27 protein-coding genes are annotated in these 26,114 nt (G+C 63.0%); 15 read left to right on the forward strand and 12 right to left on the reverse strand.

What is annotated here, in order from left to right:
- Positions 1 to 84: 84 nt before the first annotated feature.
- Complete coding sequence (locus tag AAG793_RS00735; RefSeq protein ID WP_341902703.1) at positions 85 to 678, forward strand: molybdopterin-dependent oxidoreductase; 594 nt, start codon at positions 85 to 87, stop codon at positions 676 to 678.
- Between the two features lie 36 nt (positions 679 to 714).
- On the opposite strand, the gene AAG793_RS00740 is transcribed toward AAG793_RS00735, so the two are convergent.
- Positions 715 to 1,533: an alpha/beta hydrolase gene (locus AAG793_RS00740; RefSeq protein ID WP_341902705.1), complete on the reverse strand. Its 819-nt coding sequence runs from the start codon at positions 1,531 to 1,533 to the stop codon at positions 715 to 717.
- Positions 1,534 to 1,704: 171 nt separating this feature from the next.
- Here AAG793_RS00740 and AAG793_RS00745 point away from each other — a divergent pair, with 171 nt between their 5' ends.
- The 9 genes from AAG793_RS00745 (at position 1,705) to ntrC (ending at position 11,582) form a co-directional block, all read left to right on the forward strand.
- Positions 1,705 to 2,751 carry a YncE family protein gene (locus AAG793_RS00745; RefSeq protein WP_341905320.1) on the forward strand — a complete coding sequence of 349 codons (1,047 nt, stop codon included), beginning with the start codon at positions 1,705 to 1,707 and terminating at the stop codon, positions 2,749 to 2,751.
- Between the two features lie 166 nt (positions 2,752 to 2,917).
- Positions 2,918 to 3,703, forward strand: coding sequence for a polysaccharide deacetylase family protein (locus AAG793_RS00750; protein WP_341902707.1), 786 nt, complete (start codon positions 2,918 to 2,920; stop codon positions 3,701 to 3,703).
- Positions 3,704 to 3,708: 5 nt separating this feature from the next.
- The gene (locus AAG793_RS00755; RefSeq protein ID WP_341902708.1) at positions 3,709 to 4,665 is read left to right on the forward strand and encodes a sterol desaturase family protein; all 957 of its coding nucleotides are present in this window, start codon (positions 3,709 to 3,711) and stop codon (positions 4,663 to 4,665) included.
- Between the two features lie 49 nt (positions 4,666 to 4,714).
- On the forward strand, positions 4,715 to 5,617 hold the full coding sequence (locus tag AAG793_RS00760; protein ID WP_341902710.1) for an EI24 domain-containing protein: 903 nt from the start codon (positions 4,715 to 4,717) through the stop codon (positions 5,615 to 5,617).
- A gap of 51 nt (positions 5,618 to 5,668) precedes the next feature.
- Complete coding sequence (locus AAG793_RS00765) at positions 5,669 to 6,517, forward strand: molybdopterin-binding protein (protein ID WP_341902712.1); 849 nt, start codon at positions 5,669 to 5,671, stop codon at positions 6,515 to 6,517.
- Between the two features lie 223 nt (positions 6,518 to 6,740).
- Complete coding sequence (gene glnA / locus AAG793_RS00770; RefSeq protein ID WP_341902714.1) at positions 6,741 to 8,156, forward strand: type I glutamate--ammonia ligase; 1,416 nt, start codon at positions 6,741 to 6,743, stop codon at positions 8,154 to 8,156.
- Between the two features lie 174 nt (positions 8,157 to 8,330).
- Positions 8,331 to 8,843 carry a hypothetical protein gene (locus AAG793_RS00775; RefSeq protein WP_341902716.1) on the forward strand — a complete coding sequence of 171 codons (513 nt, stop codon included), beginning with the start codon at positions 8,331 to 8,333 and terminating at the stop codon, positions 8,841 to 8,843.
- Positions 8,844 to 8,923: 80 nt separating this feature from the next.
- Complete coding sequence (gene glnL / locus AAG793_RS00780; RefSeq protein WP_341902718.1) at positions 8,924 to 9,979, forward strand: nitrogen regulation protein NR(II); 1,056 nt, start codon at positions 8,924 to 8,926, stop codon at positions 9,977 to 9,979.
- Between the two features lie 76 nt (positions 9,980 to 10,055).
- Complete coding sequence (ntrC, locus tag AAG793_RS00785) at positions 10,056 to 11,582, forward strand: nitrogen regulation protein NR(I) (protein WP_341902721.1); 1,527 nt, start codon at positions 10,056 to 10,058, stop codon at positions 11,580 to 11,582.
- 265 nt (positions 11,583 to 11,847) lie between these two features.
- Here the strand turns inward: ntrC and xth are convergent, their stop codons facing one another.
- From xth to AAG793_RS00805, 4 genes are read right to left on the reverse strand one after another with little or no spacing between them, the layout of a single operon-like run.
- Positions 11,848 to 12,624, reverse strand: coding sequence for an exodeoxyribonuclease III (xth, locus tag AAG793_RS00790; RefSeq protein ID WP_341902724.1), 777 nt, complete (start codon positions 12,622 to 12,624; stop codon positions 11,848 to 11,850).
- Positions 12,621 to 13,127 carry a dihydrofolate reductase gene (locus tag AAG793_RS00795; protein ID WP_341902728.1) on the reverse strand — a complete coding sequence of 169 codons (507 nt, stop codon included), beginning with the start codon at positions 13,125 to 13,127 and terminating at the stop codon, positions 12,621 to 12,623. The genes xth and AAG793_RS00795 overlap by 4 nt, the downstream gene beginning before the upstream one ends.
- The gene (locus tag AAG793_RS00800; protein WP_341902730.1) at positions 13,124 to 13,468 is read right to left on the reverse strand and encodes a TfoX/Sxy family protein; all 345 of its coding nucleotides are present in this window, start codon (positions 13,466 to 13,468) and stop codon (positions 13,124 to 13,126) included. The genes AAG793_RS00795 and AAG793_RS00800 overlap by 4 nt, the downstream gene beginning before the upstream one ends.
- Positions 13,437 to 14,279 (reverse strand): thymidylate synthase, encoded by an 843-nt coding sequence (locus AAG793_RS00805; protein WP_341902733.1) that lies wholly within the window; start codon positions 14,277 to 14,279, stop codon positions 13,437 to 13,439. Before AAG793_RS00805 ends, AAG793_RS00800 begins: the two co-directional genes overlap by 32 nt.
- A 207-nt stretch (positions 14,280 to 14,486) precedes the next feature.
- Here AAG793_RS00805 and AAG793_RS00810 point away from each other — a divergent pair, with 207 nt between their 5' ends.
- On the forward strand, positions 14,487 to 15,821 hold the full coding sequence (locus AAG793_RS00810; RefSeq protein ID WP_341902736.1) for a malic enzyme-like NAD(P)-binding protein: 1,335 nt from the start codon (positions 14,487 to 14,489) through the stop codon (positions 15,819 to 15,821).
- Positions 15,822 to 15,843: 22 nt separating this feature from the next.
- Here AAG793_RS00810 and AAG793_RS00815 read toward each other — a convergent pair whose 3' ends face one another.
- A complete protein-coding gene (locus AAG793_RS00815) occupies positions 15,844 to 17,280 on the reverse strand; it encodes an FAD-binding oxidoreductase (protein WP_341902738.1) in 1,437 nt (478 codons plus the stop codon).
- Complete coding sequence (locus tag AAG793_RS00820; RefSeq protein WP_341902741.1) at positions 17,277 to 17,675, reverse strand: DUF2069 domain-containing protein; 399 nt, start codon at positions 17,673 to 17,675, stop codon at positions 17,277 to 17,279. Before AAG793_RS00820 ends, AAG793_RS00815 begins: the two co-directional genes overlap by 4 nt.
- Positions 17,676 to 17,708: 33 nt before the next feature.
- On the opposite strand from AAG793_RS00820, the gene AAG793_RS00825 reads away from it, so the two are divergent.
- A complete protein-coding gene (locus tag AAG793_RS00825) occupies positions 17,709 to 18,941 on the forward strand; it encodes a YihY family inner membrane protein (RefSeq protein WP_341902742.1) in 1,233 nt (410 codons plus the stop codon).
- 20 nt (positions 18,942 to 18,961) lie between these two features.
- Here the strand turns inward: AAG793_RS00825 and AAG793_RS00830 are convergent, their stop codons facing one another.
- From AAG793_RS00830 to AAG793_RS00840, 3 genes are read right to left on the reverse strand one after another with little or no spacing between them, the layout of a single operon-like run.
- On the reverse strand, positions 18,962 to 19,204 hold the full coding sequence (locus tag AAG793_RS00830) for a TIGR03643 family protein (RefSeq protein ID WP_341902744.1): 243 nt from the start codon (positions 19,202 to 19,204) through the stop codon (positions 18,962 to 18,964).
- Positions 19,205 to 19,223: 19 nt separating this feature from the next.
- Positions 19,224 to 20,042, reverse strand: coding sequence for an alpha/beta hydrolase (locus tag AAG793_RS00835; protein ID WP_341902748.1), 819 nt, complete (start codon positions 20,040 to 20,042; stop codon positions 19,224 to 19,226).
- A 2-nt stretch (positions 20,043 to 20,044) separates the two neighbouring features.
- Entirely contained in the window at positions 20,045 to 21,367 is a 1,323-nt protein-coding gene (locus AAG793_RS00840; protein ID WP_341902751.1) for an O-acetylhomoserine aminocarboxypropyltransferase, read from the reverse strand.
- 179 nt (positions 21,368 to 21,546) lie between these two features.
- Here AAG793_RS00840 and AAG793_RS00845 point away from each other — a divergent pair, with 179 nt between their 5' ends.
- Together AAG793_RS00845 and aroC are read left to right on the forward strand one after the other, a co-directional pair.
- Positions 21,547 to 22,011 (forward strand): CBS domain-containing protein, encoded by a 465-nt coding sequence (locus AAG793_RS00845; protein WP_341902753.1) that lies wholly within the window; start codon positions 21,547 to 21,549, stop codon positions 22,009 to 22,011.
- A gap of 55 nt (positions 22,012 to 22,066) precedes the next feature.
- Positions 22,067 to 23,164: a chorismate synthase gene (gene aroC / locus AAG793_RS00850; RefSeq protein ID WP_341902755.1), complete on the forward strand. Its 1,098-nt coding sequence runs from the start codon at positions 22,067 to 22,069 to the stop codon at positions 23,162 to 23,164.
- A gap of 5 nt (positions 23,165 to 23,169) precedes the next feature.
- Here aroC and AAG793_RS00855 read toward each other — a convergent pair whose 3' ends face one another.
- Positions 23,170 to 24,054: an EamA family transporter gene (locus tag AAG793_RS00855; RefSeq protein WP_341902758.1), complete on the reverse strand. Its 885-nt coding sequence runs from the start codon at positions 24,052 to 24,054 to the stop codon at positions 23,170 to 23,172.
- Between the two features lie 16 nt (positions 24,055 to 24,070).
- Positions 24,071 to 24,823 carry an IclR family transcriptional regulator C-terminal domain-containing protein gene (locus tag AAG793_RS00860; RefSeq protein ID WP_341905323.1) on the reverse strand — a complete coding sequence of 251 codons (753 nt, stop codon included), beginning with the start codon at positions 24,821 to 24,823 and terminating at the stop codon, positions 24,071 to 24,073.
- 311 nt (positions 24,824 to 25,134) lie between these two features.
- Between AAG793_RS00860 and AAG793_RS00865 the strand changes: the two genes are divergently transcribed.
- Positions 25,135 to 26,055, forward strand: a complete 921-nt coding sequence (locus AAG793_RS00865) for a shikimate dehydrogenase (RefSeq protein ID WP_341902760.1) — start codon at positions 25,135 to 25,137, stop codon at positions 26,053 to 26,055.
- Positions 26,056 to 26,114: the final 59 nt, after the last annotated feature.

Here is a 26,114-nt window from a genome sequence, read left to right on the forward strand (position 1 = left end):
ATTCACGGCGCGCGACAGTTGAGAGCGGCCGATTGAATACGATTGCGCCAGTGACCCGTGACTCAGACCATGGAGGGTTTTGTGATGGACAAACGAAAGTTTCTCAGCCTTGCAGCATGCGGCGCGGCCGTCCTGCCGCCAGCGTTTAGTGCGCAGGCGGCATCCAGACCCTTGCGCGGTCCGGCCTTGCTGACGGTCAGCGGTTTGATTGGGGTGGGCGGCAATCGCGGTGCTTTGGACCCCGCACTGGACCAGATGATGGTCAAGCAGAAGATCCGGTTTGACAAGGCGCAGGTCTTCGACTTTGCGGCGCTCACTGCCATGCCGGCTGTGACCATCAAGCCGACGCTGGAGTACGACAACCAGGCCCACACCCTCAAAGGACCGCTGTTGATGGACGTCATGAAAGCCAGCGGCGTGAAAGTGACCGACAGGACGGCGCTATTCCTGCGCGCAGTGGATGGCTATGCGGCGCAGGTCAATGCGACCGATGCCGCGAAATACCGCTTCATTGTGGCCACCCATCTTGATGGCCAGCCCATGGCGCTGGGCGGTCTCGGCCCGCTGTGGGCGGTCTTTGATGCCGACCGGTTTGCCGATATGGCCGCCAAGCCCGTGACCGCGCGGTTTGCGTCCTGCCCTTGGGCCACGTACCACATTGAGGTCAAGAACACCTGATCCGCCTGTGTCGGTGGAGCGGGCGGTCTCAAGGCATCAATCGATGTCTGCAAGAAATGCGGTGATCGCCTCGAGGGGCAGTTCGGGCTGATCTCGTTGGGGTGAATGCCCGCAGTCAGCGAGCCGCAGTTGCCGCGCATGTGGGACCGCGGCGGCGATTTCATCGAGCTGGCGCAGCGTGCCGTATTCGTCATCCAGCCCCTGAATCAGCAACAGCGGTGCAGAGATGCACGCACATTCAGGCCGGATATCGAAGGCGCGGAAGGCTTCAGACAACCACACATCGTTCCATTGCCAGAAGGCGCTATCTACATCGGCGTGGTAACGCGCGAGCCTCTCGCGCAGGCCGCCCGATTCAAAAGCGGTGCGGGCCTGTGTGATGGCCGCAATCGCAACGTCTTCCACCAGCACGTGCGGCGCCATGGCCACGCAGCCTGACACGGGTAGCGCGCTGGCGTACAACAGGGCGATGGTGGCGCCGTCAGAGTGGCCGATCAAGACCGGGCGTTGCATGCCCACGGCTTCCAGCAACGCCGGCAGCACCTCCAGTGCCTCGCGGTGCATGTAGTCCGGCTGCAGGCGGCCCGTGCGTTGCCCATTCTGCATGCGGGGTTCACCGCGAACATCCGGAACCGGATCAGAGTGGCCATAACCCTGCCTCGAATACACCAGGCCAGACCGGCCAGCGGCCCTGCACACATCCAGCGGCCAATTCAGGCCGCGCTGGGTCCAGAGGCTGACCGAGCCCAGACCCTCATGCAGAAACACGAGGGGCGCGCGGTCAGCAGGTCCCTCAAGGCGCTGGACTTCCAGCCGGATGCCTTGGACGTCGATGGTGTTGAAGGGGGCCTGCATGCGGGAATCGTAAAGGATGTCCGCCACAACGGGTGCTGGCGCGTTGCTCTGGAGCGCAGGTCTGAAGCGTGCAGTTTTGAGAGGGAGATTGTTCCCCTCCCGGTACACTAGACAGTTGCGTGTAGAAAGACAGTGTTTGTGAATTTTCAAGTTCGTTTTGTGACCGTTTGCCTGGCTTTTCTGGGATCAGCAAGCGGTTTGTGGGGTGTTGATGCTTTCGCGCAGAAGGCGTCTGTCGCAGTACCGGTTGCAACGCCGGTCGCAGCCGCCCCGGCGCCGTTGGTGGCTCAGCCGTTTGGCTCGGGTGCGCTTCAGTCGCCGGTGTTCGTGCTCAATTCGCTTGACGACAGTGTGAGCGTCATCAATCCCGCAAGCTGGACCGAAACGCGCCGCATTTCCACTGGCAAGCAGCCCCACCACCTCTACCTCACGCCGGATGAGAAATCGGTGATCGTTGCCAATGCGCTGTCTGATTCGCTGACCTTCATCGACCCGAGAACGGCGGAGGTGCAGCGAACAGTCCGCGGCGTCATCGATCCTTACCAGCTGCGCTTTTCGCCCGACATGAAATGGTTTGTGACGGCGGCCAACCGACTCAACCACATTGACATCTACAAATGGGACGGTAAGAATCTGGCGCTCGTCAAGCGCATACCGACCGGGCGTACGCCGAGCCACCTGTGGATCGACTCCAGAAGCACCGTGGTGTATTCGACGATGCAGGACAGCGACGAGTTGATCGCCATTGACCTCGCAAGCCAGTCGGTGAAGTGGCGCACACCGACCGGTTCGATCCCAGCCGATGTGTATGGCACTGCGGATGACCGGCTGTTGCTGGTCGGGCTCACGGGTGGTGATGCGGTGGAGGTCTATGACGTGAGTGGCAAGGAGCCGCAACGCATCAAGACCATCAAGACGGGCGCAGGTGCGCACGCCTTCCGCGCGTTCGGCGACCGGCGGCATGTGCTGGTCAGCAACCGGGTCGCGAACACCATCAGCCGGCTCGATCTGCAGACCCTGGAGGTGGTGGACAACTACCCCGCACCCGGTGGGCCGGACTGTATTGATGTCAGCCGCGACGGCAAGCAGATTCTGGTGACCTCGCGGTGGGCACGCAAGCTCACGGTCATCGATGTGGCCAGCCGGAAAGTCGTGCAGCAGGTCAAAGTTGGAAAGAGCCCCCATGGCGTCTGGACGCTGGATCACGCCGCGAGATAGGCCCCCACGCTGGGTGTGGCCCCCACGGTCACTCACTGCGTGTAGTTCCCTGCCCCCCGAGGGGGCCGCTCCGCCTGCGGTCTGGCAGAGCCAGTCCCGCGGCTCCTGCTGGCGGGAGATGTACTTTCGCTTGCCGGCTATTTTTTCTATTGTCATCCTCAGCCATATGGCTTTGGCTGCCGATCCCAACGTGGACAAGGCGCCGTCGACTGTTGCCGCGTGCAAACCCGTTTACCTGACACTGGACACGGGCCACATGGCGGTGGCGCCGCTGATCGCGGACATCCTGAACCGGCATCAGGTCAAGGTGACCTTCTTCGCTGCCAATGAGCGCACGCAGACGGGCAATGGCAGTCTGGGCAGTGACTGGGCCCCTTGGTGGAAGGTGAGGGCGGCTGAGGGCCACGAGTTCGCTTCCCACACCTGGGACCACGTGTATTGGCGTGCTGACCTGCCTGACGGTTTCAGAATGCAGCCCTCCGCCGGCCCGTCCGAAGGCAAGAGCCTGCAATGGACGGCCGATCAGTACTGCGAGGAGCTCGGAAAGTCCGCGAGACATTTGGAAGCCATCACCGGGAAGAAAGCACTGCCATTGTTTCGGGCGCCAGGCGGGAAAACCTCACCGGCCTTGCTGGCTGCGGCCAAGTCCTGCGGGTACGCACACGTGGGCTGGTCGCCCGCCGGATTTCTGGGAGATGAGTTGCCCAGCGACAGATACCCGAACAACGACCTGTTGAAAAAAGCGCTGCGCGACATCCGCGCCGGTGACGTACTCGTCGCCCACCTGGGCATCTGGTCGCGCAAGGACCCGTGGGCGCCGGCGGTGCTGGAGCCCTTGATCACCGGCTTGCAGTCGCGCGGGTTCTGCTTCAAAACGCTGCGCGAGCATCCCGACTACAGGGCGTGGATCGAATCGCGTGGCAGTCGCCCCGTCGGTGCGCCGGCAAAATAAGCACCATGGACTGGTTGGCAGAATTTTTCTCTGGTGTGCAGCAGGCGCTGTTCGAGTCAGCCGTGGTACCGGTGCTGTTCGCGGTGGGTTTGGGTAACTTCCTTGAAGACGGATACGAGGCAACTGCGTGGTTCCTGGTGGGCCTGATCCAGATCATTGTCCTGCTGGCGGTGATCGGTCCGTTGCAACGCTGGCGGCCTGTGGAGGCGATCACGGATCGCGCCACCATCCGCACCGACGTGCTGTACACGCTGATCCACCGGCTTGGCGTGTTCCGGCTGGCATTGTTCTTCACGCTGGAGCCGCTGTTTGACGAGGGCTTCGGTGCCTTGCGCGCCGCCGGTGTGGGCACCTGGCATCTCGACCAGCTCTGGCCGGGCGTGACCGACCACGCGGTCATCAGCTTCCTTCTGTATCTCGTGGTGTTTGATTTTGTTGCCTACTGGACCCACCGGGGCCAGCACCAGTTTGAATGGTGGTGGCGTCTGCATTCGCTGCACCACGCCCAGCGACAGATGACGATGTGGAGCGACAACCGCAACCACCTTCTTGACGACATCGTGGTCGATGCCATCATGGTGGTGGTGGCCCAGCTGATCGGCGTGCCGCCGGCGCAGTTCGTGGCGATTGTGGCTTTCACCCAGCTCAGCGAGAGCTTCCAGCACGCCAATGTCCGCATCTGGTTTGGCCAGATCGGTGAGCGGCTGTGGGTCAGCCCGCGCTTTCACCGGCTGCACCATGCCGTCGGTATCGGGCATGAAAGCGACGGCCCCAAAACCCTTGGCGGGCACAATTTCGGTGTGCTGCTGCCGTGGTGGGACATGCTTTTCGGCACCGCCAATTTCCAGCTGCGGTACGACGCCACAGGCGTGCGCGACCAGATCGAGCAGCAGCGCGACTATGGCCGCGGCTTCTGGTCGCAGCAGTGGATGGGCCTCAAGCGGCTGGCCGGCAAAGCCTGAACAGCCGAGTGGCCACGCACGGATTTCCATTCGGTTTATCCTCGCAGGCATGAGCAAGCTTCTTGATTCATTCTGGCGGGCCGCCATGTACTGCCTGCACCCCCGGGTGATTGCGCTGTCGGTTCTTCCGCTGGTGATCATGGCTGCGCTGTCGCTCGGGCTGGGTTACTGGTTCTGGAGTGACGCAGTGGAGGCGATTCGCAGCCAGCTCGGCGCTTACGAAATGGTCAACACCATGGTCGGATGGCTGGAAGGGCTGGGCCTGAGCGGGTTGCGTCTGGTGCTTGCGCCGGCCTTGCTGCTCTTCATGGCCATCCCCGTCATCGTGATTGTTTCGCTGCTCTTCGTGGCCATCTTCATGACACCCGCGATGGTGGCCTTGGTGGCTGAGCGGCGTTTTCCACAGCTGGAGCGCAAGAAGGGGGGCTCGCTGGTTGCCAGCCTGTTCTGGTCGCTGGGCTCGACATTGCTGGCCATTGTTGCCATGGTGGTATCGATCCCGCTGTGGCTGATTCCGCCGCTGATCCTGATCCTGCCGCCGCTGATCTGGGGCTGGCTGACCTACCGGGTGATGTCCTATGACGCATTGGTAGACCATGCCAGCAGTGACGAGCGGCGCCAGATTTTCCGCGAGCACCGCGGTGCACTGCTGGGGATTGGTGTGCTCAGCGGCTATCTGGGCGCGGCACCCAGCGTGATCTGGGCCTCGGGCGCGATGTTTGTGGCGATGGCGCCAATTCTGGTGCCGGTGGCGATCTGGATCTACACGCTGGTGTTTGCGTTCTCGTCGCTGTGGTTTTCGCATTACGCGCTGGCAGCGCTCGAGGCGCTTCGCAGCAGGAACAACGGGACTTCACCTCCAGACATCACGCCGCTGACGATTGAATCGGCGGCATCAGGTGCACCCCCGACATTGCCAGCGCCTTCGGGTGCCACTGTCGGCCCTGCCTGAACTGACCGTACCCACCTCTCTCTTACTTTCTCTTTTCTTCATTGATCTCGCATGCCCACCCATTTCGGACTCATCATCGTCGGGGATGAAATCCTCTCCGGCAAACGCACTGACAAGCACCTGCCCAAAACCATCGAATTGCTGGCCGAACGCGGCCTGTCGCTGGCCTACGCCGACTACGTGGGGGACGACCCGGCGCGCATCACCTCCACACTTGAGCGTGCATTCGCAGCCGCGCGCGATCATGGCGATGTGGTGTTCTCGTGTGGCGGCATCGGTGCGACACCGGACGATCACACCCGCCAGTGCGCGGCCAAGGCGCTTGGGCGTGAACTGGTCCTGCATCCGCAAGCCAAAGACCTGATCATCGAGCGCATGAAGGATGTGGCGAAGGAGCAGGGCACCGCCTACGAGCCGGACCGCCACGACAACATCCACCGCCTGAACATGGGGGTGTTTCCGGTCGGCGCGCAGATCATCCCCAACCCGTACAACAAGATCCCCGGCTTTTTCTGTGGGGCGGAACTGTCTGCGGCCGCCAGCACGCCCGGGGCCGGCGTTCATTTTCTTCCCGGTTTCCCTGTGATGGCGTGGCCCATGATGGCCTGGGTGCTCGACACGCACTACGCCCATTTGCACCAAAAGGCAGCTCACGTCGAAAAATCCGTGATCGTCTTTGGTTCCATGGAGGCCATGCTCACCCCACTGATGATCGACATCGAGGCAGCCCATCCGGAGGTCAAGGTATTCAGTCTCCCCAGTGTGGACCATCCCCAGCACGGGCGGCATATCGAACTGGGCGTCAAAGGCCACCCGGCGGCGGTCGAGAAGGCCTATCCGGCACTTTTGAGCGGACTGGGCACCTTCGATTTGACGCTGGGCCCTGAATTGGTGCGTTGAGGTGTTGCACTGAAATGGTGCAATTCTTTGATGCACTTTACTTGTGCGCGAGTAAAAACTGACTTTTTGGCCCTCCCGCCGGGGATGGGCCGAAATTGAGGTCAGTTGACGGCACAATCCAAGCTGGAGCTCCAAACAGAGCAGGGAATAGCTTTGGCATAAAAAGTGCATTCAGCCCTTCCGAAGACAATTTTTCACCCACCATCCAACACAGGAGAATTTGATGGCAAAGACCGTCGCAGACGTCATGACAATGGTCAAGGAAAACGAGGTCAAGTTCGTTGACTTCCGCTTCACCGACACCCGGGGCAAGGAACAGCACGTGACCGTGCCCGTGTCTGCCTTCAGCGAAGACAAATTCACCTCCGGCCACGCGTTTGACGGCTCGTCAATCGCCGGCTGGAAAGGCATTGAGGCTTCGGACATGCAGCTCATGCCCGACCCCAACACCGCCAACATCGACCCGTTCTTCGAAGAGACCACGCTGTTCCTGCAGTGCGATGTGGTGGAGCCGAGCGACGGCAAGGCCTACGACCGCGACCCGCGTTCCATCGCCAAGCGCGCTGAAGCCTACCTGAAGGCCTCTGGCCTGGGCGACACCGCTTACTTCGGACCAGAGCCTGAATTCTTCATCTTCGACGGCGTGCGCTGGAGCAACGAACCCGGCAACGTGCATTTCGCCATCGACGAATACGAAGCACCATGGAACAGCGGCAAAGTCCTCGAAGGCGGCAACCGCGGCCACCGTCCGACCACCAAGGGCGGCTACTTCCCTGTGCCACCGGTCGACAGCACGCAGGACATGCGCGCCGAAATGTCCCTGATTCTCGAATCGCTGGGCATTCCGGTTGAAGTGTTCCACCACGAGGTGGCAGGCGCTGGCCAGAACGAGATCGGCACCAAGTTCAGCACGCTGGTTGAGCGCGCCGACTGGACGCAGAACCTGAAGTACGTGGTGTGGAACGTGGCCAATGCCTACGGCAAGACCGCCACCTTCATGCCCAAGCCCTACGCTGGCGACAACGGCTCCGGTATGCACGTGCACCAGTCGATCTGGAAAGATGGCAAGAACCTGTTTGCAGGCGACGGCTACGCTGGACTGTCTGACTTTGCGCTGTACTACATCGGCGGCATCATCAAGCACGCCCGTGCATTGAACGCTATCACCAACCCCGGCACCAACAGCTACAAGCGTCTGGTTCCCGGCTTCGAAGCCCCGGTGAAACTGGCCTACAGCTCGCGCAACCGTTCCGCATCGATCCGCATTCCTTATGTGGCCAACCCCAAAGGCCGCCGCATTGAGGCACGCTTCCCCGATCCATCGGCCAACCCTTACCTCGCCTTCTCGGCGCTGATGATGGCCGGTCTCGACGGCGTGGAAAACAAGATCCATCCGGGCGAAGCCGCCACCAAGGACCTCTACCATCTGCCACCCGAGGAAGATGCAAAAGTGCCAACCGTGTGCCACAGCCTCGACCAGGCGCTGGAGTACCTGGACAAGGACCGCGGCTTCCTGACCAAAGGCGGCGTCTTCACCGATTCGATGCTCGATGCCTACATCGAACTGAAGATGACCGAAGTCACGCGCTTCCGCATGGCGCCGCACCCGGTCGAGTACGACATGTACTACTCGCTGTAATCCACGGCAGCAGCAAGCCGCTTACCGTTTCTTACGGTTTGTGGCCAAAAAAGGACGGCATCTGCCGTCCTTTTTTCATTGGCCACAGCCTGCGGGTGGGCTCTCTTTGTGATTTCCGGTGTTTGCCGCATACTCACAGACCGACCTTGCCTTGGCGGGCATTGGGGGTTCCAGATGAAACATACGTTACTGCTTTCGATTTTTTCCGTTTTGCTGATTTGCGTTTCCGGCACCAGCTGGGCCCAGCAGGTGTACCGATGTGCCGGTGCGGCCGGTGCTCCACCCGAGTACACCAACAACGCCAAAGACGCGCAGGTGCGCAATTGCAAACAAATCTCTGGCGGCAACGTGACGGTGGTGCAAAGCACGCCAGTGCCGAAAGCGCCGGTCCGCGTGGCTGCCGCGCCCAGCAGCAGTGGTACACGGACCGACGGCAGTCCCGAACAGAAAGCGCGCGACAGCGACTCCCGCGCGATCCTGGAAGCAGAGCTGCGCAAGGCCGAGGCCAAGCTGGCCGAGCAGCAAAAGGAATACAACAACGGCGAGCCCGACAAGCAGGGCATCGAGGGACGCAACTACCAGCGTTACCTGGATCGTGTGGCCGAGCTCAAGGAAAGCATTTCACGCCAGCAGAGCGACATCGCCGGCCTCAAGCGTGAAATTTCACGGTTGCCCGCCACGAATTAAAGGCGGTGGCCCGGCTTCTGGGCCAAAATGAAAGCTTGAACAAGCTTTTTTCTCCGACCTCCCGATCATCCTCTCCCGCTATGGGCGCGGCTTCCCGCTTCCAGTCTTTCGATCTGCTCGCCACCCTGGTGGCTGTGGTGCGGACCAACGGGGTCGTGGTCTATGCCAACGCGGCGCTGGAAGACGCGCTCGGCATTTCACGCCGCACGATTGAGGGCTCGCAGCTGCCCGAGTGCTTCACCGAACCGGTCATCCTGCAGAACGCCCTGGAAGGCGCGGGCAGCAACGAGTTTGCCGCCCTGCGCTACGACGCCTGGTTGCGCCGCCTGAACCACGAACCGCTGCCCGTCCATGTGGTGGTCGCCCAGACTGATACCGCGGGGGAGGCGATTGTCGAGTTGCTGCCGCTGGAACAACAAGCCAAGCAGGACCGCGAAGAGCGACTGATCGACCAGGCCCAGGCCAACAAGGAGCTGATCCGCAATCTGGCCCATGAAATCAAGAACCCGCTGGGTGGTATTCGCGGCGCGGCGCAGCTGCTGCAAATGGAAATTGGCAAGGACCTGACCGAGTACACCCAGGTCATCATCCACGAGGCTGACCGCTTGCAGACGCTGGTGGACCGCCTGCTGGCGCCGCACCGCCGGCCGCACCTGGTCGGCGATGTCAATATTCACGAGGTGTGTGAGCGGGTGCGTTCGCTGATCGTGGCGGAGTTCCCGCGCGGCCTGCGCGTCATGCGCGACTACGACACCTCGATTCCCGAGTTCCGCGGCGACCGGGAGCAGCTGATTCAGGCCGTACTGAACATTGCCCACAACGCTGCGCAAGCCCTGGCCGAGCGCATTGCAGCAGGTGATGGACTGATCACTTTCCGGACACGCGTGGTGCGACAGGTAACTTTCGGCAAGCAGCGCTATCGCTTGGCACTGGAATTGCATGTTATCGACAATGGGCCGGGTGTGCCGGACTCCATCAAAGACAGGATCTTCTATCCCCTGGTGTCAGGGCGAGAGGGTGGTTCGGGGTTGGGGCTGACATTGGCGCAAACTTTTGTCCAGCAACACCACGGTTTGATCGAGTGCGAAAGCAGACCCGGTTCTACAGACTTCAAGCTGCTGATACCGCTGCCTTGAGGCCTTTGTAGCCATGGTTTGACACAGAAGATGCCCGGTGCCACCCGCACTGGCAACAAGAAAGGGACTGCACGACATGAAACCGATCTGGATCGTTGATGATGACCAGTCCATCCGGTTTGTTCTGGAAAAGGCCCTGCTCCGCGAAGACCTGCCGACCCGCAGCTTCACCAACCCGCGCGAAGTTCTCGCCGCACTTGAAAACGCCACTGAAGAAGACGGCCCCCAGATCCTGGTCAGCGACATCCGCATGCCGGGCGGCTCGGGCCTTGATCTGCTGGAGAAAGTCAAAGAAAAGCTCCCCGGCTTACCGGTGATCATCATGACGGCGTTCTCGGACCTCGATAGTGCGGTTTCCGCCTTTCAGGGCGGCGCCTTCGAATACCTGCCCAAGCCCTTTGACCTGCCCAAGGCGGTCGAACTGATCCGGCGCGCCGTCGAGGAAAGTCAGCGTGAGGAAGTCGCTGAAGAGCGCATGGCCGCCACACCCGAAATGCTCGGGCAGGCGCCCGCGATGCAGGACGTATTCCGCGCGATTGGCCGCCTGAGCCAGAGCATGGTCACAGTGATGATCACCGGCGAATCTGGCTCCGGCAAGGAGCTGGTGGCGCGCGCACTGCACAAGCATTCACCGCGGGCCAATGGTCCATTTGTGGCCATTAACACGGCGGCCATCCCCAAGGACCTGCTGGAGAGCGAACTGTTCGGCCATGAACGCGGCGCCTTCACCGGCGCGCAGACCATGCGCCGCGGCCGCTTCGAGCAGGCCGAGGGCGGCACGCTGTTCCTCGATGAAATCGGCGACATGCCTTTTGACTTGCAGACGCGCCTGCTGCGCGTGCTGAGCGACGGGCATTTCTATCGCGTGGGTGGTCACAACGCCGTCAAGGCTAATGTGCGCGTGATCGCTGCGACCCATCAGGATCTGGAGCAGCGGGTGAAAGAGGGCGGATTCCGCGAAGACCTGTTCCACCGCCTCAACGTGATCCGCTTGCGCCTGCCCGCGCTGCGCGAGCGGCGCGAAGACGTGTTCATGCTGGCCCGCCACTTCTTGCAGCAAAGCGCCAAGCAGCTTGGCGTGGAGCCCAAGCGCATTTCCGATGCTGCCTTGCAGCAGCTGAGTAACTTCGGCTTTCCCGGCAATGTGCGTCAGCTGGAAAACATCTGCCACTGGCTGACCGTGATGGCGCCGGCTCAGGTGATTGAGCCCAAGGATCTGCCGCCTGAGGTGCTGGGTTCGACCACTGAAGTGGCAAAGGTGGTGGTTGCTGCCGACAAGCCCGAGATGAGCAGTCACGCGATGCCGGTTGAGCGAGCTGTGGTGTCGGATGCGTTGGCACCGTCGCCATCCACTTCTTCACCTTCTGCTTCCAGCACCATCGGTCTGGCGATGAGCTGGGAGACAGGTCTCGAAGCAGAAGCGCTGGCCTTGCTCGCCACCGGACGCAGCGATGTGTGGGACGTGCTGACCCGCCGTTTCGAGTCCAAACTCATCCAGACGGCATTGATCAACACCCGTGGCCGACGCATCGAGGCAGCGCAGAAGCTGGGCATTGGCCGTAACACCATCACGCGGAAGATTCAGGAGCTCAATCTGGAGTGATTGGCCCCCACGCTTGTCACTGCGTGTACTGCGCTGCCCCCCCGAGGGGGCCGTCCGCCTGTGGCCCGGCGAAGCCGGTTCCACGGCTCCGCTGGTCTAAATGCCTGTCTGCTTCAAGCTTGTTGAATTCCGCTCGCCCTGAGCTTGTCGAAGGGTGCTCCACGGGAGGGCGCAACCAGCGGGTGTAGTGGGACTCGCTTCGCCAGCCCGCAGGCGCTATCCCTCGAGAGGGAGATAGGCCACGCGCAGTGAGCCTGGACGGGGGTCAGCCGATCTCTACGGTGACAGGTGCGTGGTCGCTGGGCTTTTCCCATTTGCGTGGGACCCGGTCTATCGTGCACCCTTTGACCTGCGGCTTCAGTGGCTCGCTGACGAGAATATGGTCGATTCGCAGCCCCCGGTTTTTCTGATAGCCGAGCATCCGGTAGTCCCACCAGGAAAAACTTTTGGGGGGCTGTTCAAACATCCGGAAGGCGTCGGTCAGGCCGAGCGCCAGCAACTGACGGAAATGCTCGCGCTCTTCCCGGGTGTGGTGAATCGTGTCGCGCAGCCCGTCAGGGTCAAACGAATCCCGGTCTTCCGGTGCGATGTTGAAATCACCCAGCAGCACCAGCTGTGGATGGGCTGACAGTTCGGCGCGCACATAAGCCTGCAAGCCATCCAGCCATCGCATCTTGTAGGTGAACTTTTCGCTGCCCGGTTCCTGGCCGTTCACAAAGTAGCCGTTCACCACGCGGATGGGACCGGCTGGTCCGTCCACCGTGGCGGCAATCACCCGCGAATGTTCGTCCTTAAACCCGGTGATGTTTTTCACCACATCCCGCAGCGGCGTGCGCGACAGGATGGCGACGCCGTTGTAGGTTTTCTGGCCGAAGAAAGCCGCTTCATAGCCCGCGGACCGGAGCGCCTCCATCGGAAATTTGTCATCCGTCATCTTCAGTTCCTGCAGGCACAGCACATCGACGGGATTGGCGGCGAGCCAGTCCAGGACATGCGTGAGCCGCGCAGTCAGAGAGTTGACGTTCCAGGTGGCAATTTTCATGGACTGCTTTTCGGTTGCTGTCTTCGGTAGGTGATGAAGCTGAACGCCATGCCGCCGGTCGAGGTGTGGTCTTCGCGGGCCGTCTCCTGCCAGTCGGCCCCCAGTGCGGGTGCGTGGGCGTCGCCTTCAAAGTCCTGTTCGATCTGCGTCATTTCGATGCGCTCTGCCAGCGGTTCGGCCTGTCGGTAAATCTGCGCACCACCGATCACCCAGACCTCGTCGGAACCAGCGCAGCTGGCGAGTGCAGCGTCCAGACTGGCAGCGGTGGTGGCGCCCGGCGCCGACCATTGCGCTTGCCTGGTGATCACGATGTTCTGGCGCCCGGGCAAGGGACGAAAGCGGGGTGGCAGCGAGTCCCAGGTCTTGCGGCCCATGATGACCGGCCAGCCGTGTGTGTGGCGTTTGAAATGCGCCAGGTCTTCCGGCAGATGCCAGGGCATCACGCCGTCTTTGCCGATCACGCCATTGCGGGCCTGCGCCCAGATCAGGTGGATGCGACTCATGATTTCACCGCCCTGCGTTGGCCAGCGGGACGATTGACGCCTGATGTCGTCGAGTTTTGCGAGGCGTTCTCCAGCTCAACCAACAGCGACAGGCGATGCGCCTGCGCGATCTGTTGCCAGGGCTGATCGGTCAACGCGCCTTCCAGCGCCCACAGCAGATTCAGCGATGGCCGGGCGCCGCTCAGCTGCACCTGGCGATAGGCACGCACAGCCCCAAGCTCTCGCAGGCGGGTGACGGAGTCAATGCCGGCCTTTTCCAACATGGTCATTGACGCTGGCCCCAGATTCCGGAGTCTGGTCTGCACGGCGTCACACGGCCACCGGCGCCTTGATCGGCGCATGGTGCTGGTAGTCCAGAAACTCGAAGTCCTCGAATGCGTAGTCAAAGATGGAGTCGGGCTTGCGCTTGATGTGGAGCGTGGGGTAGGGGAAGGGCGCGCGGCTCAACTGCAGCGCCACCTGCTCGGCATGGTTGCTGTAGATGTGGCAGTCGCCGCCGGTCCAGATGAAGTCGCCTACGTCCAGCCCGCACTGCTGCGCCACCATGTGGGTGAGCAGCGCATAGCTGGCGATGTTGAAGGGCACACCGAGAAAAATGTCGGCACTGCGTTGGTAGAGCTGGCAACTGAGCTTGCCGGGCTGGCCGGGTGCGGCTGCAGGTGCCACATAGAACTGGAAGAAGGCATGGCAGGGCATCAGTGCCATCTTCGAGAGGTCGGCCACGTTCCATGCGCTGACGATGATGCGGCGCGAATCGGGGTTGTTCTTCAGGGTCTTGATGACTTCGGCGATCTGGTCGATGTGACCCCCATCGGGTGTGGGCCAGCTGCGCCACTGCACGCCATACACCGGGCCCAGGTCGCCGTCGGGGCGGGCCCACTCGTCCCAGATCGTGACGCCGCGCTCCTTGAGCCAGTTGTTGTCGCTGGAGCCCTGCAGAAACCAGAGCAGTTCCAGCACGATGGACTTCAGGTGCACTTTCTTGGTGGTGACCAGCGGAAAACCCTCGTTCAGGTCAAACCGCATCTGGTGACCGAACACGCTTTTGGTGCCGGTGCCGGTGCGGTCGGCCTTGAACACGCCATGGGTGTCCACATGGCGCATGAAATCTTCGTATTGGGAGCGGATGGGCCGCGCGGTCGGGGTGGTCATGTCAACGGTTTCCAGCAAGGTCGGGCCATGGCGGCAGGGCGATTTCGGATTCTAGGCGCATCGCTTTGCCGGGCGTTCCTGAGCCCGGCGATTGGATATGTCACCGTCACAACTGTATATCCAGGGTTATGCAAAAACGGCCTGAACGACAGCCACGTGCCGGAGGACAATTGCGTTCCCTCCGAGCAGATCCACCCGTGGACCACCATGAACAAACAACAGACATCCGGTGACGCACCTGCAGCGTCCTCCAGCCAGCAACAGCAGTTTCAGCCAGCGGATGCAAGTGCCAGCTTGCGCGAGGCGGCACTCGCTTACCACCGTCCGCAAAACGCCGATGACATCGGCGGCAAGATCGGTATCGCCGTCACCAAGCGCGTCGGCTCGATGGACGACCTGTCGCTGGCCTACTCGCCGGGCGTTGCCGCGCCTTGCGTCGAGATCGCGCGCGATGCCGCCATGGCCTACGACTACACCGCCAAGGGCAATCTCGTGGCGGTCATCACCAACGGCACCGCCGTGCTGGGACTGGGCAATATCGGCGCCCTTGCCGGCAAGCCGGTGATGGAAGGCAAATCGGTGCTGTTCAAGCGCTTTGCCGGCATTGATGCGTTTGACATCGAGATCGACGAGACCGATCCCAAGAAGCTGATCGAGATCATCGCCAGCCTGCACCCGACCTTCGGCGGTATCAACCTGGAAGACATCAAGGCGCCCGAGTGCTTTGAAATCGAACGGGCCTTGCGCGCACGCCTGCCGATCCCGGTGTTCCACGATGACCAGCACGGCACAGCCATCGTGGTGGCCGCCGGTCTGATGAACGCGCTGCACCTGCAGGGCAAGACACTGGAGACCGTCAAGCTGGTCTGCAACGGTGCTGGCGCTGCAGCGGTGGCCTGTCTGGAGCTGCTGGTGGCCTTGGGTCTGAAGCATTCGAATATTTTGGTGTGTGACTCCAAGGGCGTGCTCTACACCGGTCGCGGCGCCAAGGGCGACGACGGTGAAAAGGCCGCCTGGGCGCGCGATACCGCCGCACGCACACTTGGTGATGCGATGCAGGGCGCCGATGTGTTCCTCGGCCTGTCCGGCCCCGGCGTGGTGAGTCAGGACATGATCAAGAGCATGGCTGCCAAACCGGTGGTATTTGCACTAGCCAACCCTGACCCTGAAATCCGCCCCGAGCATGTAATGGCCGTGGCTGCCGATGCCATCACGGCCACGGGCCGGTCGGACTACGCCAACCAGGTCAATAACGCGTTGTGCTTCCCGTATCTGTTCCGCGCTGCGCTTGACGTGGGCGCGCCGCAGATCAATGAGGCGATGAAGAAGGCCGCCGTGCTGGCGCTGGCCGATCTGGCCCGCAGTGACACGGCTTTCGGTGCCACCAAGCTGCTGCCGACGCTGCTGGACAACCGCTTGCTGGAGACGGTATCGCTGCGTGTGGCGCAGGCTGCTGCAGACAGTGGTTCAGCCCGCCGCGGCTTCGATGCCAAGCTGTACCGCGAGCGACTGGCCCGCCTGGCGCAGCGGCTGATCGGCTGATCGGCTGGCTCTGAGTGTCCAGTCAGCGTGCGGCCAGCACGCGCCCCGGGTTCATGATGTTCTGCGGGTCCAGCGCCTGCTTGATGGCGCGCATCATATGCAGCGCCACCGGCGATTTGTAGTCGGACAGCTTGGCGGCCTTCAGGTCACCCACGCCATGCTCGGCTGAAATCGAGCCATCGAAGACCTTGACCGAGTCGTACACCAGCGTGTTGATCCGGTCTTCCCACTCGCGCAAAAAGCCCGCGCCATCGTTGGCGTAGTCGCCCGTTGCGGGTGCCTGCACGTTGTAGTGCAGGTTGCCATCACCCAGGTGGCCAAAGTTGACCAGTCGTACCCCTAGAATTTCGCGCTGCAGCAGGGCATCAGTGGCCTCGCAAAACGCCGGGATGCGTGAGACGGGAATCGAGATGTCGTGCTTGATGTTCAGACCTTCCTCGGCCTGCGCCAGCGGAATGCTCTCGCGAATGTGCCAGAGCTGATGGGCCTGCGTCAGGTTTTCAGCCACCACGGCATCGGCAACGCAGCCGTGTTCCATGGCGGTTTCCAGCAGGGCTTCGAAGCGCTCTCGGGCATGGGCTTCGGATTCGCTGTCGGAGTTTTCCAATAGCACGCAGTACGGTGCAGTCTCGTAAAACGGAACACGCATCTGCGGATAGTGCCTGGCCACCAGACCGAGCGCGAACTGGCCCATCACCTCAAAGCCGGTGAGGCCCGCGCCCAGATGCCGGTGGGCCAGCCCCAGCAAGGCCACGGCCTGTGCCAGCGAAGGCACCGCCGCAAACGCGGTCAGTGTGGCGGCTGGCAAGGGGTAGAGCTTCATCGTGGCGGCGGTGATGACGCCGAGCGTGCCTTCACTGCCGATGAAGAGATCACGCAGGTCGTAGCCGGTGTTGTCCTTGCGCAGGCCGGTCAGCCCGTGCCACACCTCGCCCTGCGCGTTGACCACCTCCAGCCCCAGACACAGCTCGCGTGCATTGCCGTAGCGCACCACTTGCGTGCCGCCAGCGTTGGTGCCGAGGTTACCCCCTATCGTGCAACTGCCTTCGGCGGCCAGACTGAGGGGGAAGAGGAAACCGGCTTTTTCGGCCTGCTCCTGCACACTCTGCAAAATGCAGCCGGCCTCCATCGTGATCGTCAGGTTGGCCGAGTCGATGGCGCGCACGGCGCTGAGCCGGGTGAGGCTCAGCACCACCTGTGTGCCCGATGTATCGGGTGTGGAACCCACCACCAGACCGGTGTTGCCGCCCTGCGGCACCAGGCTCACGCCCGCCGCCGCGCAGGCCTTGACCACTGCAGCCACCTCGGCGGTGTTGCCGGGCCTGACCACGGCCAGTGCCTTGCCATGTACCCGCTTGCGCCAGTCCTGCTCCCAGGCGCTGAGGTCCCCTTCGGTCAACACATGGGGCGCGCCGACGGCCGCGCGCAGCGAATCGAGGAAGGCGTGCCTGTCGTTCATGGGGCGTCCTGCGCCACGGCGGCGGTCTGGTTCTGTGCCGCGACATTCTTGAACCGGGCCCGCACATGCAGGGCGCAGGCGGCAAACAGCGACAGACACAGCGCCACTTCAATGCCTGCCAGCAGGTTGCCGGGGTAGCGGTCGCTCCAGGCCCGGACCACGCCCTCAATGAAATACAGCCACACCATCAGGCTGACCCAGCGGTAGGTGTAGAGGCGGTTCCGCATGATGCCGGCCAGTGGAATCACCAGCGGCAGCACCTTCAGGGCCAGCAGTGAACCACCAGGGCGAATCGGGGCCAGCCACATTTCCCAGGCCAGTCCCAGCACGATCAGGCCGACAAGGCTGCCAGTGGCGAGCCAGCGGGTGAGGTCAATTTGCGTTGTTTTGTTCATGGGTGCTCAAGTGTCAGTGGCATGATACCGGGGATGAAATTTCAGCATTCCCTTCAGCAGTACTTGAAGGAGTTCTGGGACAACCTGTCCCGCTTCCCCTGGCAGGACACGGCCTTCACCCTGCGCAACCGTTTCCGTGAAGACCACATGGGCCTGACGGCCAGCAGCCTGACGTTCACGACATCCATTGCCCTGGTGCCGTTCTTCACGGTGGCACTGGCCATTTTCACGGCGTTCCCGATGTTCTCGCAGATGCAGGGGGCATTGCAGGCGTGGCTGGTGCAGAGCCTGATTCCGGACAACATCGCCCGTCAGGTGCTGGGCTACCTCACGCAGTTCAGCCGGCAGGCCAACAAGCTGGGCATTGCCGGGCTGGCCGTGCTGCTGGTGACTGCGATTGCGCTGATCCTGACGATAGACCGTACGCTCAATGGCATCTGGCGGGTCAAGAAGGCCCGCCCATTGACGCAGCGAATCCTGATGTACTGGGCCGCCATCACGCTGGGGCCACTGTTACTCGCCGCAAGTCTGGCGCTGACCTCGTACGTGCTGTCGGCCTCGAAGGGGCTGGTGGGCGCGCTGCCGGGTAGCTTGCGGTTTTTGCTTGATGTGCTGCAGTTCTTTCTGGTGGCGGGGGGCGTGGCGGCGCTTTACCGTTTCGTGCCCAACACCTATGTGCGTTGGTCGCATGCCTGGACGGGCGGCCTTTTCGTGGCGGCCGGCATCGAGCTGGCCAAGCGGGCGTTGACTTACTACCTGAGCGCGGTACCGACCTATTCGCTGGTGTACGGCGCGTTCGCGACCTTGCCGATCCTGCTGGTCTGGATTTACCTGTCGTGGGTCATTGTGCTGATGGGTGCGGTGATTGCGGCTTACCTGCCCAGCCTGCTGGCGGGCGTGGCGCGCCGCGGCAGCGCGCACGGCTGGCAGTTCCAGCTGGCGGTGGAGGTGCTTCAGGCACTCGACAAAGCGCTGCTCACGCCGCGACGGGGCTTTACCGGCTCAGAGCTGGCGGTGCGCCTGCAGGTGGATGTGCTGCAGCTGGAGCCGGTGCTGGAAACGCTGGTCGCGCTCGACTGGATTGGGCAGGTGCAGAGCAGCGATGAAGACGCCGAGGCGCGCTATCTGCTGCTGGCGCACCCCGACACCACCTCGCTGGAGCCGCTGATGCAGCGCCTGCTGCTCGACAAGGCGCCGTCGGTGCTGCCGCTGTGGCAAAAGGCGCGCTGGCCGGAGCTGATGTTGCGGGATGCCCTGGGGCGATAAAAGGGGGCAGACCCCGACGTTCAGGCCTGTCGCGTGTTCACGGCGCGGTGACGCTTCACGCCCGGTGCGCGCAAGGCGGCGTGCTTGGTGGCTCGCGCCATCACACGGGCCCGCCAGAGCTTGAAGCTCGGACGCCTGAGCTCGCGCCGCATCAGCTCAATCACCGCCGACTCGTTCAGGCCGAACTGCATTTCGATGGCTTCAAACGGCGTGCGGTCTTCCCAGGCCATTTCAATGACGCGCGAGATATCAGAAGGGCTCATGGCGGGCGAGCTCACCATCTCAACGTCCCAGAAAGTCACGCAGCGCAGCCAGCGTGGCCTCGGGCGCTTCGGTCATCTGGTGGTGACCCACGTCCAGCATGGCCACCTGCACGGTCTTGCCGCTGCTACGGGCCTTGGCGATCAGGGCCTGTGCGGCTTTGGGGGTGGTCATCTGGTCCTGCGCGCCGAGGATGAACAGCACCGGGCAGGTGATCTGGGCGATGGCGGCCTCGCCATTGGCATAGCTGTCGCAGGCCTTGAAGCCGCGGTGGAACAGATTGACGGTGCGGTTGCTGGCCAGCACGCGGCGGTTGAGTGCCATGGCGCTGCCATAGACCCAGGTGCCCGGGCCGAGCGCAGAGGGCGGCGCGGCCAGCGTGCTGCGTGAAAACACATTGATCATCGTGATGGCCTTCATCGACTCATGGAGCGAGCTCTCGAGCAGCGCCTCCGACACCTTCATTGGGAACGCGGTACCCACCAGCACCAGATGGCTCACGCGGTCCTTCAGTTGTGCGGCCGCTTCCAGCGCAATCAGCGAGCCCCAGCTGTGACCGATCAGCGCTGCGCGCTTCACGCCGGCGGCATCGAGCAGCGCGACCACAAAGCCCGACGCTTCTTCCACGGTGGAGGGCGCCTCGCCGGCGCTGCGGCAGTGACCGGGCAGGTCGATCGCCAGCACGTTCCAGCCGTGGTTGGCGAGGTAGCGGCTTTGCAGTGCCCAGACGCTGTGGTCATTGAGCACACCGTGAATGAACACGGCAGTAGGCAAGGCGGCGTCAAACGCCTTGCCGCCGGTGTAGCAGTAGGTGGTGTGGCCGTTGACGAGCAGCTCCATGGTCAGGCCCCCGCTTTCGTTGCCGCTTTTTCAGCGACTTTCAGGGCACGCTTCAGGTCGTCAATCAGGTCTGCAGCGTCCTCCAGGCCAATCGACAGGCGGATGGTGCCCTGTGCGATGCCGGCACCGGCCAGCGCCTCGTCCGACATGCGGAAGTGCGTGGTGCTGGCGGGGTGTATCACCAGGCTGCGGCAATCGCCCACATTGGCGAGGTGGCTGAACACCTTGAGCGCGTCGATGAAGGCCTTGCCCTGCTGGCGGTTGCCCTTGATGTCAAAGCTGAACACCGAGCCGGCGCCGCGAGGCAACAGTTTTTTGGCCAAGGCGTAGCTGGGGTGTGATTCGAGCAGCGGATGACCGACGCGCGATACCAGCGGATGGCTGGCGAGGAACTCCACCACCTTCGCCGTGTTCTCCATGTGCCGCGCCATGCGCAGCGGCAGGGTCTCGATGCCCTGCAGGATCAGCCATGCCGAATGCGGGCTCATGCAGGCGCCGAAGTCACGCAGGCCTTCACGACGGGCGCGCAGCAGGAAGGCGCCCACGGTGCTTTCCTCGGTGAACACCATGTTATGAAAGCCCTCATAGGCTTCGGTCAGGCCGGTGAACTTGCCCGCCGCTGCCGGGCCGCCCCAGTCGAAGCTGCCGCCGTCCACCACAATGCCGCCAATCACCGTGCCATGCCCGCTGAGGAACTTGGTGGCCGAGTGATAGACGAGGTCGGCGCCATGCTCGAAGGGCTTGATCAGCCACGGCGAGGTGAGAGTGGAATCCACCAGCAGCGGTACACCGGCGTCGTGGGCGATGGCCGCCACCGCCTCGATGTCCAGCACATCCAGGCCCGGGTTGCCGACTGTCTCTCCGAAAAAGAGTTTGGTGTTGGGGCGCACTGCCGCCTTCCAGCTATCGAGGTCGCCCGGCTTGACGAAGGTGGTCTCGATGCCAAAGCGCCGTAAGGTGTAGTGCAGCAGGTTCTGCGAGCCACCATACAGCGCCGTGCTGGCCACGATGTGGTCGCCGGCGCCCATCAGGGTGGCAATAGACAGGTGCAGCGCCGCTTGCCCGCTGGCGGTGGCTATCGCGCCGATGCCGCCCTCGAGGGCCGAGACGCGCTGCTCCAGCACCGCATTGGTCGGGTTGCTGATGCGCGAATACACATGGCCGGCGCGTTCGAGGTTGAAGAGGCTGGCTGCGTGGTCACTCGACTCGAACACGAAGGAGGTCGTGAGGTGAATCGGTACGGCGCGTGCGCCGGTGGCAGGGTCGGGTGCAGCACCGGCGTGCAGTGCCAGGGTGTCAAAGCCGGGGTCGGAATAGCCGGGCATGGTGGTGTCTCCAGGGAATCGTCGCAGGGCCAGTGATCGCGGCCGCTGCGCTGGTTTCAGGATCGGGAAATCATTACAGTCAGTGGTGTGATTGTGGGCTATATTCAATTCGAGTCCGCAACCGGACAAGCGGACAGACAACAGCGCAAACAACTGAGAAAGCAACAGAGGAAAAGGCCATGAAAGTACTGGACATTCTGCGGGTCAAGGGCAATACCCTCTACACCGTGCAGCCCGATGAGCCGCTGGCGGCTGCGGTGCAGATCATGGCCGAGAAGGACATCGGCTCACTGGTGGTGATGGAGCACGGCGATCTGGTTGGCATGCTCACCTTCCGTGAGGTCATCGTCTGCATCGTCAAGAACGGTGGTGCGATTGGCAGCACCCTGGTGCGCACGGCCATGGACGACCATCCGCTGACCTGCACCTCGGAAACCGAGCTCGATGAGGTGCGGCGCATGATGCTGGAGCGCCATGCACGCTACATGCCGGTGATGAACCAGAAGGTGCTGATGGGTGTCATCAGCCTGTATGACGTCGCCAAGGCCGTGGTGGACAGCCAGAACTTCGAGAACCAGATGCTCAAGGCCTACATCCGCGACTGGCCGGCCGAAGAAGAAGCGCGCGACGCCAAGGGCGCCTGAGGTCCGCGCACTGCAAGGGCGCAAGTGCCTGCGTCGTCGGGGATAATCAGGCCCCATGAGCGGCAACACCTTTGGCACCCTTTTCGCAGTCACCAACTTTGGTGAATCCCACGGCCCGGCCATCGGCTGCGTGATCGACGGTTGCCCACCGGGCATGGCGCTGAGCGAGGCCGACATTCAGGGCGACCTGGACCGCCGCCGCCCCGGCACCAGCCGCCACGTCACCCAACGCAATGAGCCCGACGCGGTGGAAATCCTCTCCGGCGTGTACCAGGGCAAAACCACCGGCACCCCCATCTGCCTGCTGATCCGCAACACCGACCAGCGCAGCAAGGACTACGGCAACATCCTTGAAACCTTTCGCCCGGGCCATGCCGATTACACCTATCTGCACAAGTACGGCCTGCGCGACCCGCGTGGCGGTGGCCGCTCCTCGGCGCGGCTGACGGCGCCCATGGTGGCGGCCGGCGCGGTGGCCAAGAAATGGCTGGCTGAGAAATACGGCACCGTGTTCCGCGGCTGCATGACGCAGATCGGCGACATCGGCATTCCGTTCGAGTCGTGGGAGCATGTCCCGAACAACCCGTTCTTCGCCCCGGTGGCCGATGTGTCGGCGCTGGAAGACTACATGGACTCGCTGCGCAAGGCGGGTGACTCCTGCGGTGCGCGCATCCGCGTCACGGCGTCACGCGTGCCGGTGGGCCTGGGCGAGCCGCTGTTTGACAAGATGGACGCCGACATCGCCTACGCGATGATGGGCATTAACGCTGTCAAGGGCGTGGAGATCGGTGCTGGTTTCGCCAGCGTCACCCAGCGCGGCACCACGCATGGCGATTCGCTGTCGCCCGAGGGCTTCCTGTCGAACAATGCCGGTGGCGTGCTGGGCGGCATCAGCACCGGGCAGGATCTGGAAGTGTCGATTGCCATCAAGCCGACCAGCTCCATCATCACACCGCGCCAGTCCATCGACACCGCTGGCAACTCGGCCGAGGTGGTGACCAAGGGTCGGCACGACCCCTGCGTCGGCATCCGCGCGACGCCGATTGCCGAGGCCATGTTGGCGCTGGTGGTGATGGACCACGCGCTGCGGCAGCGGGCGCAGAACGCCGACGTGGTGGTGGCCACGCCGGACATCAGCCGCTCTGGCCGTTAAGCGGCTCAGGGTTCTGGTGGCGCGCCGCGAAACGGGTTGAAGCCCGTCACCAGCACCGTGGCCGACAGGATCAGCAGACAGCCGGGCAGCATGCTCGCGGTGACGGGCTCACCGAGGAAGAGGGCGCCCCAGGTCACGCCAAACAGCGGAATCATGAAGGCGGCAGACGTCGCTGCGCTGGCGGGAATCTCCCGCATCAGCCGCATGCTGACCCAGTACATGAAGCCCGAGGTGACCATGCCCAGCACCAGAATCGCGAACACCGCACCGGGAGTGATCTTCGCGTCGGGAGCAGCGATGCCCATGGGCGCGAACAGGATGAGGGCCGCCGCGATGTGCACCACCGCCGACGAGGGCAGGGGCCCGTGCTTGAGCGTGGCGCGCTTCATCAGGATGGCGCCCACGCCGTAGCTGGCTGATGCACCGATGCAAGCCAGCGCCGCCAGCAGCACCTTGGGCGTGACGGCCACCGGCCCCAGTTGCACCAGCAGCGCCACGCCGGCAAAACCCACCGCACAACCGAACAGACGCCGGCCCGTGAGCCGCTCTTCGCCCATGGCGGCTGCGCCCAGCACGCCGAACAGCGGCACCGTGGCATTGAGCACCGCCGAGTAGCCGGACGGAATCACCAGCGCGGCCCAGTTGTAGAGCATGAAGGGAATGCCCACCGTCAGGGTGCTGAGCCAGGTCAGGCTGGCCCATGTTTGCCGGGCCGGCCAGCGCTCCCGCAGCAGGCGCATCAGCACCGTGAGCACCAGGGCGGCCAGCAGACAGCGCATGCCGGCCACAACCCACGGGCCCAGCGCCGGGCTGGCGATGCGCAGCAGCGGAAACGAGGCGCCCCACAGGGCCGACAGGCCGACGAGTTGCGCGAAGTGACGGGTTTGCATGAGCGGTGGGCTGCTGTCAGATCAGGTTGCGCATGGCCTGGGCGGTTTCCTGCAGGACCGACAGCACGCGGGAAACAGCATCTTCGCTCGACTCATGGCCCATCGGCATGGTCACGCTGAGTGCACCGGCGACATTGCCATGCCGGTCGCGCAGCGGCACGGCGATGCCGCGGTAGTTCAGTTCCAGCTGCTGCTCGGAGATGGCCCAGCCCTGCGCGCGCACCCGGGCCAGCTCGATGCGCAGGCGGTCCTTGCTGGAGATGGTGTACGAGGTGTAGGCCTTCAGCTCATGCGTGGCCAGCCAGTTCTCCATCCACGAGGCCTCGCGCATCGAGAGCATCAGCAGCCCGGCCGCCGTGACCTGCGCCTGCACCCGCGCGCCCAGCACGTAGCCGGTGTTCATCGCCCGGTTGGAGCCGTTACGCGCGATGTAAACGATGTCGTCTCCGTCCATCACGCTGACAAATGCGCTCTCCTGGGTGCCGGCCGTCACACGCTGCAAAAAGGGCTGCACGATGCGTGGCAGCCGGGCCGATTCCAGATACGACTGACCGAGGCGCAGCACCCGGGGCGTCAGCCAGAACAGCTTGCCATCGGTGGCCACGTAACCGAGGTGCTCCAGTGTCAGCAGGTAGCGGCGGGCCGCAGTGCGCGTAAGGCCGCAGCGCACGCCGGCCTGGCTGGCGGTCAGGCGCGGGTTGACGTCGTCAAAACATTCAATGATGGATAACCCTTTTTCGAGGCCAGCAATCCAGTCCCGCTTGTTCAGCGCCGAGCCCTCGGGCGCTCGCGCTGGAGTATCGGCGGTGCCGGGTGCGTGGGTTGGGGGGCTCATGGGGACAAGCGGTAATTGGTCGTCGGTAATCGGATGATGGATGACCCAAGGGTGACTCAATGTCTCGTCAGCACAGGTCATACAGAATCAGGTCAAACCCTGCTTGCGTTCGATCATTGAACTTGATTGCGCGATTATCGTACATAAGACGAAAAAATAGATTCTTGTTCCGGGGGCAAGTCGATAAAGTTCAGGCCAGCAGACCGAATTTAATCGATTATCGAACGTTTAGGACGATTGACGCCATGCTTCCTGCCATTCAAGGCTCCACCGATGTGTATCTGATTCCCGGCGACCCGGTGGAGCAGGTGAAGGCGCCCGAGGTGTTCAACCTGATCTTCCGGACGTTGGGTATCAACGCGGTGCTGGTGCCTGCGCATGTGGCGGCAACCGATATTGAAGCCTTTGTGCGCACTGCCTTTCTGGCGAAAAACATCAAGGGCATGTTTCTGGCGATTCCCCACAAGTCACTGGTCATGGGGCTGCTGGCCAAGTGCAACGACTATGGGCTGGTCGCCGGCGCGGTGAACGGCATCCGCCGCAATCCGGGGGGTGAGCTGGAAGGCGGCCTGTTCGACGGCAAGGGCTGCGTGTCGGCACTCGACTATTTCGGCATGGCGTACGCCGGCCAGCGTGTGCTGATTCTGGGCGCGGGCGGCGGCGCTTCCGCGATTGCCGCCTCGCTGGCGATTGCCGGCAGCCGTGCGCCGGCGCACATTGCGCTGTATGACCCGGTCCCCGGCAAGGCGGAGGCAGTGGCCAGCCACATTGCGCAGGCGCCGCAGGTCGCGGGCACACGCGTGACGGCAGCGGTCAGCAGCGATCCGTCTGGTTATGACGTGGTGATCAATGCCTCCCCGCTGGGTCTGCAGACCAGCGACCCACTGCCCTGCGATGTCACTCGCCTGGCGCCACACGCGGCGGTGCTGGACATCCTGATGAAAAACCAGCCCACGCCGCTGGTGCGCGCCGTGCGGGAGCGCGGGCAGACGGCGCAGCCGGGCTTCGAGATGCTGATCCAGCAGGCGCCTGACTATCTGGAGTTTTTCGGTTACGCCGAGGCAGCCGAGACGGTTCGCCGTGATGCGACCTTTATCCGTGAACATCTGTACCCACAGACCATGAGGCAGGAAATCCGGCCCGTGGCTGGCAAGCCCGTAGCCTGAACCATCAGGCTTTTTCAACCCGACGACCTGCAATGATTTTCAACCCAGAGGAGACAAAG

The sequence above is a fragment of the Polaromonas sp. YR568 genome, assembly GCF_943372955.1.
Classification (GTDB): domain Bacteria; phylum Pseudomonadota; class Gammaproteobacteria; order Burkholderiales; family Burkholderiaceae_C; genus Polaromonas.